The organism is Mesorhizobium sp. M0011, assembly GCF_040324155.1.
In the GTDB taxonomy this organism is placed as follows: Bacteria; Pseudomonadota; Alphaproteobacteria; order Rhizobiales; family Rhizobiaceae; genus Mesorhizobium.
Genome location: NZ_JAMYVQ010000001.1, coordinates 168,653 through 183,289, shown reverse-complemented (window position 1 = coordinate 183,289; position 14,637 = coordinate 168,653). Strand labels below are relative to the sequence as shown.

Annotated in this window: 16 protein-coding genes and 1 pseudogene; 14 read left to right on the top strand and 3 right to left on the bottom strand. The window is 63.2% G+C overall.

Features of this window, described 5'->3' with window-relative positions:
• Positions 1-33: 33 nt before the first annotated feature.
• From NKK51_RS00900 to NKK51_RS00880, 5 genes are all read left to right on the top strand, one after another.
• A complete protein-coding gene (locus NKK51_RS00900) occupies positions 34-930 on the top strand; it encodes a LysR substrate-binding domain-containing protein (RefSeq protein ID WP_352550670.1) in 897 nt (298 codons plus the stop codon).
• 119 nt (positions 931-1,049) lie between these two features.
• Positions 1,050-2,144 carry an ABC transporter ATP-binding protein gene (locus NKK51_RS00895; RefSeq protein WP_352550669.1) on the top strand — a complete coding sequence of 365 codons (1,095 nt, stop codon included), beginning with the start codon at positions 1,050-1,052 and terminating at the stop codon, positions 2,142-2,144.
• Positions 2,145-2,212: 68 nt separating this feature from the next.
• Positions 2,213-3,328, top strand: coding sequence for an ABC transporter substrate-binding protein (locus NKK51_RS00890; protein WP_023812803.1), 1,116 nt, complete (start codon positions 2,213-2,215; stop codon positions 3,326-3,328).
• A 25-nt stretch (positions 3,329-3,353) separates the two neighbouring features.
• Entirely contained in the window at positions 3,354-4,187 is an 834-nt protein-coding gene (locus tag NKK51_RS00885; RefSeq protein ID WP_352550667.1) for an ABC transporter permease, read from the top strand.
• Positions 4,187-4,993 carry an ABC transporter permease gene (locus NKK51_RS00880; protein WP_352550665.1) on the top strand — a complete coding sequence of 269 codons (807 nt, stop codon included), beginning with the start codon at positions 4,187-4,189 and terminating at the stop codon, positions 4,991-4,993. The genes NKK51_RS00885 and NKK51_RS00880 overlap by 1 nt, the downstream gene beginning before the upstream one ends.
• Here the strand turns inward: NKK51_RS00880 and NKK51_RS00875 are convergent.
• A pseudogene (locus tag NKK51_RS00875) lies at positions 4,990-5,777 on the bottom strand (2-keto-4-pentenoate hydratase). The gene NKK51_RS00880 and the pseudogene NKK51_RS00875 overlap by 4 nt on opposite strands.
• A 287-nt stretch (positions 5,778-6,064) precedes the next feature.
• On the opposite strand from NKK51_RS00875, the gene NKK51_RS00870 reads away from it, so the two are divergent.
• The 9 genes from NKK51_RS00870 (at position 6,065) to NKK51_RS00830 (ending at position 13,945) form a co-directional block, all read left to right on the top strand.
• Positions 6,065-6,472 carry a DUF3168 domain-containing protein gene (locus tag NKK51_RS00870; RefSeq protein WP_023812807.1) on the top strand — a complete coding sequence of 136 codons (408 nt, stop codon included), beginning with the start codon at positions 6,065-6,067 and terminating at the stop codon, positions 6,470-6,472.
• Between the two features lie 175 nt (positions 6,473-6,647).
• Complete coding sequence (locus tag NKK51_RS00865) at positions 6,648-6,950, top strand: hypothetical protein (RefSeq protein ID WP_023812808.1); 303 nt, start codon at positions 6,648-6,650, stop codon at positions 6,948-6,950.
• 118 nt (positions 6,951-7,068) lie between these two features.
• Entirely contained in the window at positions 7,069-7,734 is a 666-nt protein-coding gene (locus NKK51_RS00860) for a response regulator transcription factor (RefSeq protein WP_023812809.1), read from the top strand.
• Positions 7,718-9,151: an ATP-binding protein gene (locus tag NKK51_RS00855; protein ID WP_352550663.1), complete on the top strand. Its 1,434-nt coding sequence runs from the start codon at positions 7,718-7,720 to the stop codon at positions 9,149-9,151. Before NKK51_RS00860 ends, NKK51_RS00855 begins: the two co-directional genes overlap by 17 nt.
• Before the next feature lie 186 nt (positions 9,152-9,337).
• Complete coding sequence (locus tag NKK51_RS00850) at positions 9,338-9,775, top strand: RT0821/Lpp0805 family surface protein (protein WP_352550661.1); 438 nt, start codon at positions 9,338-9,340, stop codon at positions 9,773-9,775.
• Between the two features lie 93 nt (positions 9,776-9,868).
• Positions 9,869-11,008 (top strand): c-type cytochrome biogenesis protein CcmI, encoded by a 1,140-nt coding sequence (ccmI, locus tag NKK51_RS00845; protein ID WP_352550659.1) that lies wholly within the window; start codon positions 9,869-9,871, stop codon positions 11,006-11,008.
• A gap of 8 nt (positions 11,009-11,016) precedes the next feature.
• Positions 11,017-11,460 (top strand): cytochrome c maturation protein CcmE, encoded by a 444-nt coding sequence (gene ccmE, locus NKK51_RS00840; RefSeq protein WP_127292579.1) that lies wholly within the window; start codon positions 11,017-11,019, stop codon positions 11,458-11,460.
• A 32-nt stretch (positions 11,461-11,492) separates the two neighbouring features.
• Positions 11,493-13,484: a heme lyase CcmF/NrfE family subunit gene (locus NKK51_RS00835; RefSeq protein ID WP_352550657.1), complete on the top strand. Its 1,992-nt coding sequence runs from the start codon at positions 11,493-11,495 to the stop codon at positions 13,482-13,484.
• Entirely contained in the window at positions 13,481-13,945 is a 465-nt protein-coding gene (locus NKK51_RS00830) for a cytochrome c-type biogenesis protein (RefSeq protein WP_128303002.1), read from the top strand. Before NKK51_RS00835 ends, NKK51_RS00830 begins: the two co-directional genes overlap by 4 nt.
• Here the strand turns inward: NKK51_RS00830 and NKK51_RS00825 are convergent.
• Positions 13,942-14,250: a type II toxin-antitoxin system RelE/ParE family toxin gene (locus tag NKK51_RS00825; protein ID WP_128303003.1), complete on the bottom strand. Its 309-nt coding sequence runs from the start codon at positions 14,248-14,250 to the stop codon at positions 13,942-13,944. The genes NKK51_RS00830 and NKK51_RS00825 overlap by 4 nt on opposite strands.
• Positions 14,247-14,516, bottom strand: a complete 270-nt coding sequence (locus tag NKK51_RS00820; RefSeq protein ID WP_352550655.1) for a CopG family ribbon-helix-helix protein — start codon at positions 14,514-14,516, stop codon at positions 14,247-14,249. The genes NKK51_RS00825 and NKK51_RS00820 overlap by 4 nt, the downstream gene beginning before the upstream one ends.
• Between the last annotated feature and the right edge of the window lie 121 nt (positions 14,517-14,637).

The following is a 14,637-nucleotide window of genomic DNA, read 5'->3' as shown; positions in this document are numbered from 1 at the left end:
CGGTTCGTGCAAATTCGGTTCACCTGAGGCTCCTTGCGTATACCATCGACACAAGCGCTGCGCGCGCTCGACAGCTTCGCCCGGCACGGCAGCGTCTGGCGCGCCGCCGACGAGTTGCACCTGACCCGCAGCGCTGTTAGCCATCAGCTTCGCCTGCTGGAGCGCGACCTCGGCTTCGACCTGCTCGAACGCATCGGCAAGGGTGTGGCGCTGACGCCGCGCGGCCAGCGCTACGCCAGCGACGTGCGCAAGGCGCTCACCGTTCTTGGGGACGCGGTGACGCGTAATGCCGGCACCGGCGTCGGCGGCTCGTTCGCCGTCAGTTGCACGCCCGGCTTCGCCTCGCTGTTCCTGTGCACCCATATCGGCGAGTTCCGGCAGATGTATCCCGACGTGGCGCTGCGCATCCTGACGCCGCGCCGGCTCGACGATGTCAGCAACGCCGACGCCGATGCCTTCATTGCGTTCGGTGTCGGCAATTGGCCGAACCGGGCGGTCGAACCGCTCTGCGAAATCTCGTTCACGCCGCTCTGCAGCCCGACGCTGCTCAACAAGATCGGCGGCTTTTCCCGGCCGTCGGACGTGCTGCGCGCCAACCTGCTGCATCTCGATGACACCGAGGATTGGGCGCGCTGGCTGGCGCTGTCCAAGGTGGAAAACCCCGACATTGAGGGCGGCATCTTCTTTTCGGACATGAACCTCGTCTTCTCGGCGGCGATTGCCGGCCAGGGCATCGCCATGGGCGACGAACTGACCAGCCGGCGGGCGCTGAGCGAGGGCCGGTTGGTCAGGCCGTTCGATATAGCGATCAAGTCGCCGCGCTCCTATTTCCTGGTCTCCGAACATGCCAAGGCTTCGCATCCGGTTCTGGAAGCGTTCACGGGATGGCTGCGGTCGAAACTCCAGGAGAACCGCATTCTGCCGTATTGAGGGCAGTTGGCGACATCTCGCCATAGATGAATGGAATTTGCCGATCACGCGAAAACTATTCGGTTGCGGTGAGCCGGCACCCTGCCTACGATTTCGACAAGCGTTAGGGAAAGGGCAGTATGCAGCAACCCGGCCGTGCCGCAGAGATCAAGGCAATCGGGATCGGCAAGAGCTTCGGCTCGTTCCGTGCGCTGGACAATCTGTCGCTCGATATCGGCCGTGGCGAGTTCCTGACCCTGCTCGGGCCGTCCGGTTCGGGCAAGACCACCTTCCTGATGATCCTTGCCGGCTTCGTTCAGCCGACCGAGGGCAAGCTGTTCAGCGACGGCGTCGACATCACCGACCGGCCGGCAGAGCAACGCGCCGCCGGCATGGTGTTCCAGGGCTACGCGCTGTTCCCGCATATGAGCGTAGAAGCCAACATCGCCTTCCCACTCAAGGTGCGCAAGAAATCGGCCGCCGACATCAAGCGCCGTGTCGGCGAGATGATCGAGCGCGTCGGCCTCAAGGGCCACGAGAAGAAACTGCCGGCGCAGCTGTCGGGCGGCCAGCAGCAGCGCGTGGCGCTGGCGCGAGCGCTGGTGTTCGAGCCGGGCGTGCTGTTGCTCGATGAGCCGTTTTCCGCACTCGACAAGGGCCTGCGCGGCCAGATGCAAGCCGAGATGAAGCGGCTGCATCAGGAGACCGGAACCACCTTCGTCTTCGTTACCCACGACCAGAGCGAGGCGCTGGCGCTGTCGTCGCGCGTTGCCATCTTCAACCACGGCAAACTGCTGCAGGTCGGAGCGCCCGACGAGGTCTACGACCGGCCGGACAACCGCTTCGTCGCCGAATTCCTCGGCGAGATCAACATGCTGCCGCTAAAGGGCGTCAAGCCCGCCGGCAATGGCTCGACTGGCCTGTGCGAAGACCGCGCGGTCAGCATGGGCTGCAAGGCCGAACTCGTGCGCGGCGATGCCATCCTGGCGATCCGGCCCGAATACATGTCGATATCGGGCGAGGCGGCAGATGGTGAGAATGGGATCGCCGCTACCGCCACCAACTCCACCTACCTAGGTGCTGCAACGCGGCTCGACCTGACAACGCGGCAAGGCGCCAAGGTCACGGTCTCGGTGCCGAACGAGGTGGCTGCCGCGGCCTTGAGCAAGGGCAACTCCGTCTGGCTCACCTGGCCGGCGGAAAAGGGTTTCCTCCTTCCGCATGGAGGGCAATGACGAACGGTGTGGCGAGATATCGCAGCACCGTTTTCCGGCACTATCAACAACAAAAAAGGGGAACTGACATGACACATGACACCAAGAAACAAGCCATCGAGAGCCTGTCCGCCAGGGCAGGTCGCGGCGAGATCTCGCGCCGGCAATTCACACAGTTGGCGGCACTCGTGCTGGCCGGCACGCCGATGCTGCTGCGCTCGACAGGTGCCTTTGCGCAGGCTAAGGAACTTGTGCTGGTCAACTGGGGTGGCGATGCCATCACCGCCTACGATGCCGCCTATGGCCAGGCTTTCACCAAGGACACCGGCATCACCGTCAAGATGGACGGTTCGGGTCCGACCGAAGGCGCCATCGCCGCGCAGTTCAAGAGCGGCGCGCCGACCTGGGATCTCGTCGACGTAGACCCGTTCTCGGCCATCACGCTCGGCGCCCAAGGGGCTCTCGAGCCGATCGATTACAACATCGTCGACAAGAAGAAGATGCGGCCCGGCTTTGGTTGGGAATACGCCGCCTCGACCTATTTCTTCTCCTATGTCATCGCCTATGATTCCGAGAAGTACGGCAAGGACGCGCCGACCGGCATGGCCGACTTCTTCGACGTGAAGAAATTCCCCGGCAAGCGCTCGCTCTACAAATGGGGCGTGTCGAGCTGGGAAGCAGCCCTGCTGGCCGACGGCATCGCGCCTGCCTCGCTCTACCCGCTCGACCTCAAGCGCGCCCATGACAAGATCGCCGCCTTCAAGGAAAACGTCGTTGCCTATTGGGGCGGCGGCGCCGAAAGCCAGAGCGTGCTGCTCAATGGCGAGGCCTCGATGGCGATCGTCTGGTCGACCCGTGCCTCGCTGATCGAGCAGGATTCGGGCGGCAAGATCAAGTTCATCTGGGACCAGGGCCTGATCTCGCCCGGCGCGCTGGCCGTGCTCAAGGGCAACCCCGGCGGCAAGGACGCTGCGATGAAGTTCATCGCCAGTGCCCAGGACCCTGAAAAGCAGCTGGTCATGTTCGACAAGCTCGGCCAAGGTCCTGCAAACCCGGCTGCCGACGCGCTGATCCCCGCCGACAAGAAGCGCATCAATCCGGTCGATCCCGAGAACATGAAGAAGCAGATCGCGCTCGACATGGACTGGTACGCCAAGAATTACGGGCCGGCGCTCGACGAATACACCAAGATCATCTCGGCCTGATCAGGGGCGGGGTAATCGGGTCGAAATGAGATCCTATCTCTCCGACAGGATGGGCGCGGCGCTGTTGATGGCGCCGCTGCTCCTGTTTCTTGTCCTGGCCTATGCCTGGCCGTTCCTCGGCGTCGTCAAATGGAGCTTTACACTGCCGACGCCCGGCCTCGGCCAGTATGAGGCGCTGCTCACCGACGATCTTGTGCAGTCGGTGTTCATCCGCACGCTGCGCATCGCGGCGGTCGTCACTGTCGTTTCGGTGGCCGCTGCCTACGCCATCACCGTCGTCTGGGTGCGTGGAACCCCGGCACAGCGCCTGATCGCCGAGTTCTGCATTCTCGTCCCCTTCTGGATTTCCGTGCTGACCCGTGCTTTCGGCTGGGTGGCGCTGCTCTCCAATCGCGGCCTGATCAACACCTGGCTGCAGGCGATCGGCTTCATTTCCGAGCCGCTGGCGCTGGTGCGCAACGAATTCGGCGTCATCGTCGGCATAACGCACTTCCTCATTCCTTTCGCCGTCTTCCCGCTGGCGTCGGCCATGCGCAGCCTCGACGACCGCGTGCTCCTGGCCGCGCGCGGCCTCGGCTCCAGCCGCATGCGCACCTTCTGGACGGTGTTCGTGCCGATGACGCGCTCCGGCATCATCGGCGCGGCGATGATCGTGTTCGTCTTCTCGCTCGGCTTCTTCGTCACGCCGGCGATCCTCGGTGGCGGCCGCAGCGTCATGATCGCCGAGCTGATCTATCTCAGGATCTTCCAGAGCCCGGACTGGGGGCTGGGTGCAGCGATCAGCGTCGTGCTGGTGCTGTTCGTCGGCGCGCTGATGGCGCTTTTGTTCCGCTATGTCAGACCGAAGCAGTTGATCTGATGCCGACCTACCGCCCCGGTCCCGTCTCGCTGATCATCGCCGCCTTCGTGGCGCTGTTCCTGCTGATGCCGCTGCTCGCCGTCATCCCGGTGTCGCTGACGCCGAGCCGCATGCTGGCGATGCCGTCGGGCGAACTGTCGCTGCGCCACTACCGGGCGCTGATCGAGGATCCACGCTGGCTCCAATCGATCCTGCTCTCGATCCGCATCGGCGTCGTCAGCAGCGCCTTTTCCACCGTGCTCGCGCTGTGCTTCAGCCTTGGCGTCTGGATGTTTCAGCCGCGCTTTACCGCAGCCCTGGTCGGCTTCGTGCTGCTGCCGATGGTGGTGCCGCCGGTGGTCTCGGCGATCACGCTCTACTTCCTGCTGACCTCGATCTCGGGGTTCAGCGCGTTCTTCGGCTACGACACCTGGCTTGGCGTCGCCATGGCGCATTCGGTGATGACCGTGCCCTTCGCCACGGTGCTGATGCTGGTCTCGCTCAGCCAGCTCGACCGCCGCATCGACCTTGCCGCGCGGGGCTTAGGCGCCACTGTGTGGGAGCGCGCCACCCGCATCATCATGCCCAACATCAAGTTCGGCATCATTACCGCGGCGCTTCTCTCCTTCGTGCTGTCCTGGGAAGAAATCGGCGTCACCCTGTTCATCACCTCGGTCAACGCCATCACGCTGCCCAGGCTGATGTGGATGGGCCTGCGCGACAACATCGACCCAGCGATCGCCGCGCTCTCGGTGATCCTGATCATCATCACCGTTCTGGTGCTGGCGGTGCGCAGTTTCGTGGCCAGGCAGCGTGGGGGCTATTAGACAAACCGCACGGAGACGCTGCCGAACCTGCCCAAATCGCCAATGACTTCGTCGCCGGCCTCGACCCCAATCGGCGTCACGCAGGTACCTGTAATCACCACCTGTCCCGGTTGGAGCGCTATGCCCAGGCCCGACAACTCGTTGACGAGCCAGGTGAGCGCGATGCGAGGATCGCCCAACACGGCTGCTCCCGATCCGCTATGTTGCGACCTTCCGGAAACGGAGGCGACCACGGGGTGCTTTGCAAGGTCCGCGTCCCGCCAGTCGTCTTCCGCCGCCTCGCCGATGACAAACAGATTGGCGCAGGCATTGTCCGCAATGAGCTGCGGCGCCCCGACGGCGCAGAAATCGTCATACCGTGAGTCCGGGATTTCGATCGCCGGATGCAAGGTCGCCACGGCTTCCATCACCTCGGCGATTTCATAGGGTGCCAGACGAGGCGGCAGCTCGCGGCCGAAGCGGAAAGCGAATTCGATCTCGGCCACGCGCATCTTGCTCGTCGCCAGGGAAACGGTCCCGCCGACCTCCACCGCTTTCTCGGCCAGGAGACGTCCGGCCATCGGGCCGTCGACGTTGATGTGCCTTTGTCCGGCCAGACTGGTCGCGGCAATCTCCAGCCGAAAAGTGGGGCCACCGAGCGATCCATGACATGCGACTGGATGGCGTAACCTTCGAGCCGTGTTTGTGGGCGCAACGCCTCAGCTATGGCGTCGAGACGGGTGCCCTTGTCCCAGTGGCCTACCAACAACCGAGACGCAGCCCTGGTGTTTTCTGCATCGAGCATCATCAGCTTCCGAAATGGCTTCGTGGATCAAAAACGGCAAGGAACATTGCGTCATGCGACCCTGTAGAGCGAGAATATGTGACCAGGAATCGAGTGTCTATGCTCCCGGCGCGGTGCCCGCGGACGATGGTGTTGGTAAAGTCGCCTTTCGAGATCATCGGCATCATTACGATGACGAATCGCCATCGCCTCCGCGCGTCGAATGGCTATATCTGTCAGAACACGCAGAACGCGGACAGGCTTCCGAAAAGCAATAGTCGGCAGCGCAGGAACCGGAGGAAAAGACGATGACCGCGCCAGGCGATTTACAGCAGGCACTGTTTCTCAGGCTGAAAAGCGATGCATCGCTGTCGGCCTTGCTGGGCGGCGCCGGACTGCTCGAACGGCCAACCGATAATGCCGCTTTTCCGTACGTGACCTGGGGCCATACCTCCGCTTTCGACTGGGATACGGGCACCGAGAACACCGACGATCAGTTGATTACGCTGCATGTCTGGTCGAAAGCCCATGGCGACGCGGAAACGCTTGCCATCATGGCCGCCATCCAGGCGCGCCTTGCCGACGCAGCATTGGTGATCGGCCCTCGCGGCCAGACACGACTGTCGCTGGAATTTGCCGAAGCCCGCCATGACGAGGATCTGCTCGTGCATCACGGGCTGCTGCGTTTTCGCGCGATAACGCAGGAAAATGCCTGATGCGCTTTCAATATGGTCAAAACCGAGTCTAGACTGGACTTTCGCGGGATTTCACCTGTTCGAGGCGGTGAAATTCCAGGTTGATTGTCTCGCGTTGCAGGGGTGTGGCGAGCATGTTTTCAGCGACGTTCACCGTTCATTTCACGTTCAGCACCGATGCGTTACAACGCCGGTCATGAAAACGCTTCGCTCCCACTTCCGAACCGCGACACTGGCGCTTTGTGCTGCCGGACTGTTCGCGTCGCAGGCGATAGCGATACCGGTCATCGCGCCGCCCGACCTGGCCAGTCCGATCGTACTGGCGGCGTCCGATTGCTACGCCATCGGCCAACAGGTGGCCGAACAGAATGGCGGAACGCTGGCCAAGGCCTCGCAGTCGACGCGCGGCGGCCAGCCGGTCTGTGTCATCGTCGTGCTCGTTCCGGGCAAGGACGGACAACGTCCGCGCCGTTCCGAAATCGTCGTTCCGCTGAACTGATCTAATCAACCTTAGGCTACGTTTCCCAGGCCGCCGGAATCGGCCTATATCTGCCCCAGTCTTCAATCTGACAAAGCTCTTCAACAGGTAAAGCTCTTCAACAGGTATCGAACTCCGCATGCGTGTACTCGTCGTCGAAGATGACAAGGATCTCAATCGGCAGATATCGGATGCGCTGGTCGATGCCGGCTATGTCGTCGACCGCGCCTTCGACGGCGAGGAAGGCCATTTCCTTGGCGACACCGAGCCCTACGACGCCGTCGTGCTCGATATCGGCCTGCCGCAGATGGACGGCATCAGCGTGGTCGAGCGCTGGCGGCGCGGCGGCCGCAAGATGCCGGTGCTGATCCTGACGGCGCGCGACCGCTGGAGCGACAAGGTCTCCGGCATCGATGCCGGCGCCGATGACTACGTCACCAAGCCGTTCCACATCGAGGAGGTGCTGGCCAGGCTGCGGGCCCTGATCCGGCGGGCTGCCGGCCATGCCTCGTCCGAACTGACCTGCGGGCCGCTGCGTCTCGACACCAAGGCCTCCAAGGCCGATGTCGACGGCGTGCCGCTGAAACTGACGTCGCACGAGTTCCGCCTGCTTGCCTATCTGATGCACCATATGGGCGAGGTCGTCTCGCGGACCGAACTGGTCGAGCATCTCTACGATCAGGATTTCGACCGCGATTCCAACACCATCGAGGTGTTTGTCGGGCGGCTGCGCAAGAAGATGGGCATTGACATGATCGAAACCGTGCGCGGCATGGGCTACCGCATGCGTGAGCCGGAGGCGTAACTCGGAACCGCTCAAACCAACCGCAAGGGCGCCGCTTTCGCTTCGTTTGTGGCCGCGTTCGCTGACGTTCCGCGTCATCGCCTTTTCCACGGTCTGGGCGATCGTGACGCTCGTTGTCATCTTCACGTTGATAACCACGCTCTACCGCCAGGCCAGCGAACGCGGCTTCGACAGCCTGCTTTCGGCGCATCTGTTCAACCTGATCGGTTCGATCGGCATCTCCGACAGCGGGGCGCTGACTGGCGCGCCAGACCTCGGCGACCTTCGGTTCTCGGAGCCGAATTCGGGCTGGTACTGGTCGGTGGAGCCCGCTTCGGAAGGTGTGCATGGTGATCTTCATTCGTCTTCGATGTTGAAAAACATCCCGTCGCCGAGCGTTGCCGATGTGCCGTTCAACGCCAGCTTCCAGCGCAGCTATCCGACCGAAGGCATCGATGGTGAGCAGCTCGAAGTGTTCGAGAGCGAATTCGTTCTCGATTCCAAGAACCGCGCCGCGCGCTTCCGCGTCATGGGCAACCAAAGCGAACTCGAACAGGAAATCGCTACCTTCCAGCGTCGCCTGCTGACTTACCTCTCCCTGTTCGGCGTCGGCATGATCGCCATCAACGCGATCGCCATCCTGCTTGGCCTGCAGCCGTTGCGCCGGGTCAGGAACGCGCTTGCCATGGTGCGCGAGGGCACCGCGCAGAGGCTCGACGGCCAGTTCCCAGCCGAGATCGAACCGCTTGCCAACGAAACCAATGCCTTGATCGAAAACAACAGGCGCATCGTCGAACGGTCGCGAACACAGGTCGGCAATCTCGCCCATTCGCTGAAGACGCCGCTGGCGGTGCTGCTCAACGAGGGCCGCGCGCTCGGCGGTGCCAAGGGGCAGCTGATCGCCGAACAGGCCGCTTCCATGCAGAAGCAGGTCGAACACTATCTCCAGCGCGCCCGCGTCGCGGCACAACGCGACAGCGTCGTCTACCGCACGCCGGTGATGCCGCTGGTGCAGCGCATGGTGCGGGTTCTGCAGAAGCTCAATCCGCAGACAAATCTGTCGCTGTCGCTGCCGGCAACCGAGATCGTCTTCGCCGGCGAGCGCGAGGACCTTGAGGAACTGTTGGGCAATCTCCTTGAAAACGCGATGAAATGGGCAAAGAGCGCGGTGCAGGTTTCGGTCGTGCCCTTGACCGGCAAGGACGACCCGGCCGGCATGTTCGAGATCAGCATAGAGGATGACGGTCCGGGCATTCCGGAGGACAAGGCGCGCGAGGCGCTGAAGCGAGGACGGCGTCTGGACGAGACAAAGCCCGGAACAGGTCTGGGGCTGGCCATTGTCGCAGACCTTGTCAACGAGTATGGAGGCGTTCTGGCGCTCGAACGGTCCGGTATGGGCGGATTGAAGGCGGTGGTGCGATTGCGGAGCCTTCAGTGATGTTCACTAGGGCCAATCGACATAGAGGGACGGGAGATGTTATTGGCGGCATGTCGATTGGTCCTGCAGTGGGCCAGCGGCCAAATTTCCGACAAATATCAATACTATGGCCACGCCAACTTCTCCGATGACGCGGCCCCCGGCGCATCCATGGCAGGCTCCCACTCAAGAAAATCGGTTGTTGGCATGAAGATTCGCGTCGCTCTCGTTTCCGCATTGCTGGCCGTTTCCGGCTGCACCACCTTGAGCGGCAAGGGTCCAACTGTGTCCGCGACACCGGCCTCGACACCTCCTTCCAGCGGCAAGGTGACCACGACGATCATTTCGGCGATGGGCGGCGGCCTCATCGGCGGGGCGATCGGCAACGGTCTCAGCGAGACCGAGAAGCGCAGCGCGCTCGAGGCTGAATACAAGGCGCTAGAATATACGACCAGCGGCCAGAAGGTGACGTGGAAGGGCGCTCAGGCTTCGCGCTACGGCGAGGTGGTTCCGGCCCAGCCCTACCGCGTCGGTTCGCAGGACTGCCGCCAGTACACGCAGACGGTGTTTTCCGCCGGTGCCGGGGTCACGGCGCGTGGAACCGCTTGCCGCAACGCCGATGGCAGCTGGACGCCGCTGACCTGACGACCGTCTGCCGATGATTGGCGGCTGGCGTCGTCAAAGCGTCGCAGCATGCATCTGTTGGCACGGCAGAGCTCTGCCGGTATTGGAAGAACCATGCTGTTCTGGGTCATAGCCGCCATTCTCACGCTGGGTGCAAGCCTGGCGGTGCTGCTGCCGCTGGCCGCCAGCGCCAAGGGCGCGTCGTCGAGCGGCGATCACGATCTCGAAGTCTATCGCGACCAATTGTCCGAGCTTGACCGCGACGCCGCGCGTGGCTTGATCCAGCCGGCCGAAGCCGCCGAGGCCCGCGCCGAGATCGCTCGCCGCATCCTTCGCCTTGACAATGCGGGTACCGCCGGCGGCGCAAACCCTGGCCGAGCGTCGATCACGGCAAGGCTGGTGGCAACCGTAGCCGTGCTGGCGGTGCCGCTGGTCAGTTGGGGGCTCTATGTCAAGCTTGGCTCTCCTGACCTGCCGTCGCAACCGCTCAGCGAGCGGTTGGCCAAGAATCCCGCCGACAGTTCGGTCGACGAGCTGGTGGCGCGGGCCGAAGCCCATCTGGCCGCCAATCCCACTGACGGCAGGGGCTGGGACGTGCTGGCACCGGTCTATCTGCGCATGCAGCGCTTTTCCGACGCGGCAGGAGCCTATCGCAACGCCATTCGGCTCGATGGCGACAGCGCCGTTCGCCAAGCCGGTCTCGGCGAGGCGATCGCCAGCGCGGCAGGCGGCATTGTCTCGGCCGATGCCCAGGATGCTTTCGAAGCAGCCCTGAAGCTCGATCCGGCCAATGCGAAGGCCAGCTTCTACCTGGCCATGGCATTGGCGCAGGAGGGTCGCGCCAAGGAAGCGACCACGGCATGGCAGGCGATGCTGGGCAGATTGCCGCCGGACTCGCCATGGCGCGGTGCCGTCGAGCAGGCGCTCGCCAAATCCGGAGGCTCCGACGTCGCTTCCGGCGGCACCACCAATGGTCCCGATGCCGGCGATGTCGACGCCGCATCCTCGATGTCGCCGCAGGACCGGGAGACCATGATCAATACGATGGTCGCCGGCCTCGACGACAAACTGCGGCAAAATCCGCGCGACCCGGAAGGATGGATGCGGCTCGTTCGTTCCTATGTCGTGCTCGGCAAGGCCGATCAGGCGCGTGAGGCGCTCGGTCGCGCCATTGCTGTCTTTGGAGCCGACAGTGACCAGGCGAAGAAATTCACTGCCTTTGCCGCTTCGCTTGGGCTTGCGGCGACGGAGTAGAACAAGACATGACGCGCAAGCAGAAACGATTGTCGGTGATCGCGGGCGGGCTGGTCTTCCTGGGTGCCGCGACCGGGCTGACTTTTTACGCGCTTGGCCAGAAGGCCTCCTATTTCTACATGCCGGCCGATCTCACCACCGCCAGCGTCCAGCCTGGCCAGCGCATCCGGTTGGGTGGATTGGTCGAAAAAGGCACGATCCAGCGCGGACAGGGGGCCACGGTCGGCTTTTCGGTGACCGACACGCACAAATCGGTCAAGGTCACCTACACCGGCATCCTGCCCGACCTTTTCCGCGAAGAGCAGGGCGTCATCACCGAGGGTACTTTCGGCCCGGACGGGGTTTTTGTTGCCGATAGCGTGCTGGCCAAGCATGATGAGCGCTACATGCCCAAGGAGGTTGCGGACGGCCTCAAGGCCAAGGGCGTCTGGCAGGAGAACAAGAGTGAATAGCTCCGGCAGGAGAGCGACAATGGATCACGGGCATGGTTGAAACGGGACATTTCGCCCTCGTCCTGGCGTTTGCGCTTTCGCTGGTGCAGACGGTGGTGCCGCTGTTTGGCGCGCGCCTGAACAACCAGCGCCTCATGGCCGTCGGCGGTCCGGTCGCAGTGACCGGCTTTGCCTTGACGGCGCTGTCCTTCGCAGCGTTGGCGACTGCCTATGCAAGCTCCGATTTCTCGGTGGCAAGCGTGTGGGAAAACTCGCATTCCTTGCAGCCGTTGATCTACAAGATCACCGGAACCTGGGGCAATCATGAAGGCTCGATGCTGCTTTGGGTGTTGATCCTGACCTTCTTCGGCGCGCTCGTCGCCGCTTTCGGCTCCAACCTGCCGGCGACGCTGCGCGCCAATGTGCTTGCGGTGCAAGGCGCCATCGGCGCCGCCTTCTTCCTGTTCATCCTGGCGACGTCCAATCCGTTCATCCGGCTCAATCCGGCGCCGATCGAAGGCCGCGATCTGAACCCGATCCTGCAGGATCTCGGCCTCGCCATCCACCCGCCTTTCCTCTATCTCGGCTATGTCGGCTTCTCGATCTGTTTTTCCTTCTCGGTTGCCGCTCTCATCGAAGGCCGCATCGACGCGTCCTGGGCGCGTTGGGTGCGGCCGTGGACGCTGGTCGCCTGGATGTTCCTGACCGGCGGCATCGCCATGGGATCGTACTGGGCCTACTACGAACTCGGTTGGGGCGGTTTCTGGTTCTGGGATCCGGTCGAGAACGCCTCCTTCATGCCGTGGCTGGCGGGGACCGCGCTGCTCCATTCGGCCATCGTCATGGAAAAGCGCTCGGCGCTGAAGATCTGGACGCTGCTGCTCGCCATCCTGACCTTTTCGCTGTCGCTGCTCGGCACCTTCCTCGTGCGTTCAGGCGTGCTGACCTCGGTGCACGCCTTTGCCACCGATCCGACGCGCGGCGTGTTTATCCTGTGCATACTGACGCTGTTTATCGGCGGCTCGCTGGCGCTGTTTGCGCTGCGCGCTTCCCGGCTGACGACCGGCGGCCTGTTCCAACCGATTTCCCGAGAAGGGGCGCTGGTCCTCAACAATCTGTTCCTGACGACGGCGACGGCGACCGTCCTCGTGGGCACACTCTATCCGCTCGCCGTCGAAGCCTTTTCAGCCGACAAGATCTCGGTCGGCGCGCCGTTCTTCAATCTCACCTTCGGACCGCTGATGGTGCCGCTGCTGCTCGTGGTTCCGTTCGGGCCTTTGCTGGCCTGGAAGCGTGGCGATGTCTTCGCCGTCGCGCAGCGCCTTATGGTGGCCTTTGCAGCGGCGCTGCTGGCGACGCTGGTCACCGTTTTGTTCATCGACGGCGCCTCGGTGTTCGCAGCCCTGGGCGTTGGCCTTGCCGTCTGGCTGATCCTTGGCGCGCTCACCGACCTCGCCGTCAAATCGGGGGTCGGCAATGTCGCAGCGGGGATCATGGTCAGGCGCTTGCTCGGCCTGCCGCGCTCGGTCTTCGGCACCGCCTTCGCTCACCTTGGCTTGGGCCTGACCACGCTCGGCATCGTCGGCACACTTTGCTTCGGCACCGAGAAGATCCTGTCGATGCATGCCGGTGAGACCGTCGAACTCTCCGGCCGTACGCTGCGTTTCGTCGGGCTTTATCCGGCCCAGGCACCGAATTACAGCGAGGATCTCGGCCGCTTCGAACTGATCGGCATCAGCGGCAGCCCTGTTGGCGAAATCAGCTCCGCCAAACGGTTTTATCCGGTGCGGCAGATGACGACGACGGAATCGGGCATCAGGACGATTGGTTTCTCGCAGCTCTACATCTCGCTCGGCGACGAGGGCAATGACGGTTCCGTCGTCGTGCGTTTGTGGTGGAAGCCGCTGGTGACGTTGATCTGGGGCGGCGGCCTGATGATGATGGCGGGCGCGGCGATGTCACTGATGGACCGGCGCCTGCGCGTCGGCGCGCCGTCGCGACGGCGCAAGCAGGCGAGCGCGGTGCCATCCGCGACCCTGCCATGAACGCGCGGCTTTCTCTGACCTCCATTATCCTGCTGCTGGCGCTGTTCTTTGCCGGCACGGCCTCGGCGGTGAAGCCTGACGAGGTGCTGCCTGATCCAACGCTGGAGGCGCGGGCGCGGGCGCTGTCGGAAGGCTTGCGCTGCATGGTCTGCCAGAACCAGTCGATCGACGAATCCGATGCCGACCTTGCCCGCGACTTGCGCGTCCTTGTGCGTCAGCGCCTCGTCGCCGGCGACACCGACCAGCAGGTCATGGACTACGTGGTTTCGCGCTATGGCGAGTTCGTGCTGCTGAAGCCGCGTTTCGACCTGCGCAATGCGTTGCTATGGGGCACGCCCGTCCTGCTGTTGCTGATAGGAGGCGTTTTCATCGTGCTGACCGCGCGGTCGCGCCGCGTGCTGGCGACCAATGCGTTGACCACTGAGGAACAGGCGGCGCTGGACAAGATACTAGGCAATTAGCTTGGCCATTCCTCCGAGGGCCAGTCTCGCGACGTGTGAATGACGCGCAGGATAACGACGCTCTGACGGCCAGCGATTGGGCGCAACTCATAGGCAATGATGTAGGGCAGGCGGTCGATGAGCTTCTCATATGTGCCTGTCACTCGGCCTGGGCGGCCCGTCGCCATCTCACCAAGGCCCTGGCCCATTTCATGAATACGATCCGCCAGGCGTCGGGCGGCAGCAGGATTGTCCTGAGCGATAAAGGCAACTTGCTGCTTAAGATCGTCCAGCGCTTCTCGCGACCAGGCGACGAACCGCTTCACGCCTTGCCCAAGCGCCTGGCTTCCGCCGATTCGATGACTGCGTCGATTTCCGCCATCGCATCGTCGTGAGGCACGACACGGCCAGCCGCCGCATCTTCCATGCCGCGTTTGATGCCTTCAATGATATCGAGTTCGCGATCGACGTAGGCCGAGACCGCCTCGGCGGCGAGGAACGATTTGCTACGCCGGGTGTCGGTGGCGATCCGCTCCAGCTTCAGCTTGGTTTCGGAAGAGACCCGGATGGTCATGGTGGTGCTTGCTGTCATTTATGAAAGCCTTGTGCTGAGTTGTGTACAAGATAGCACATCGGACATGGCAGCCAAGGGGATTGTACGTCCCCTGACTCCCAAACATTACCAAAGTTTCATGTGTCGGAAATGGCGCTGT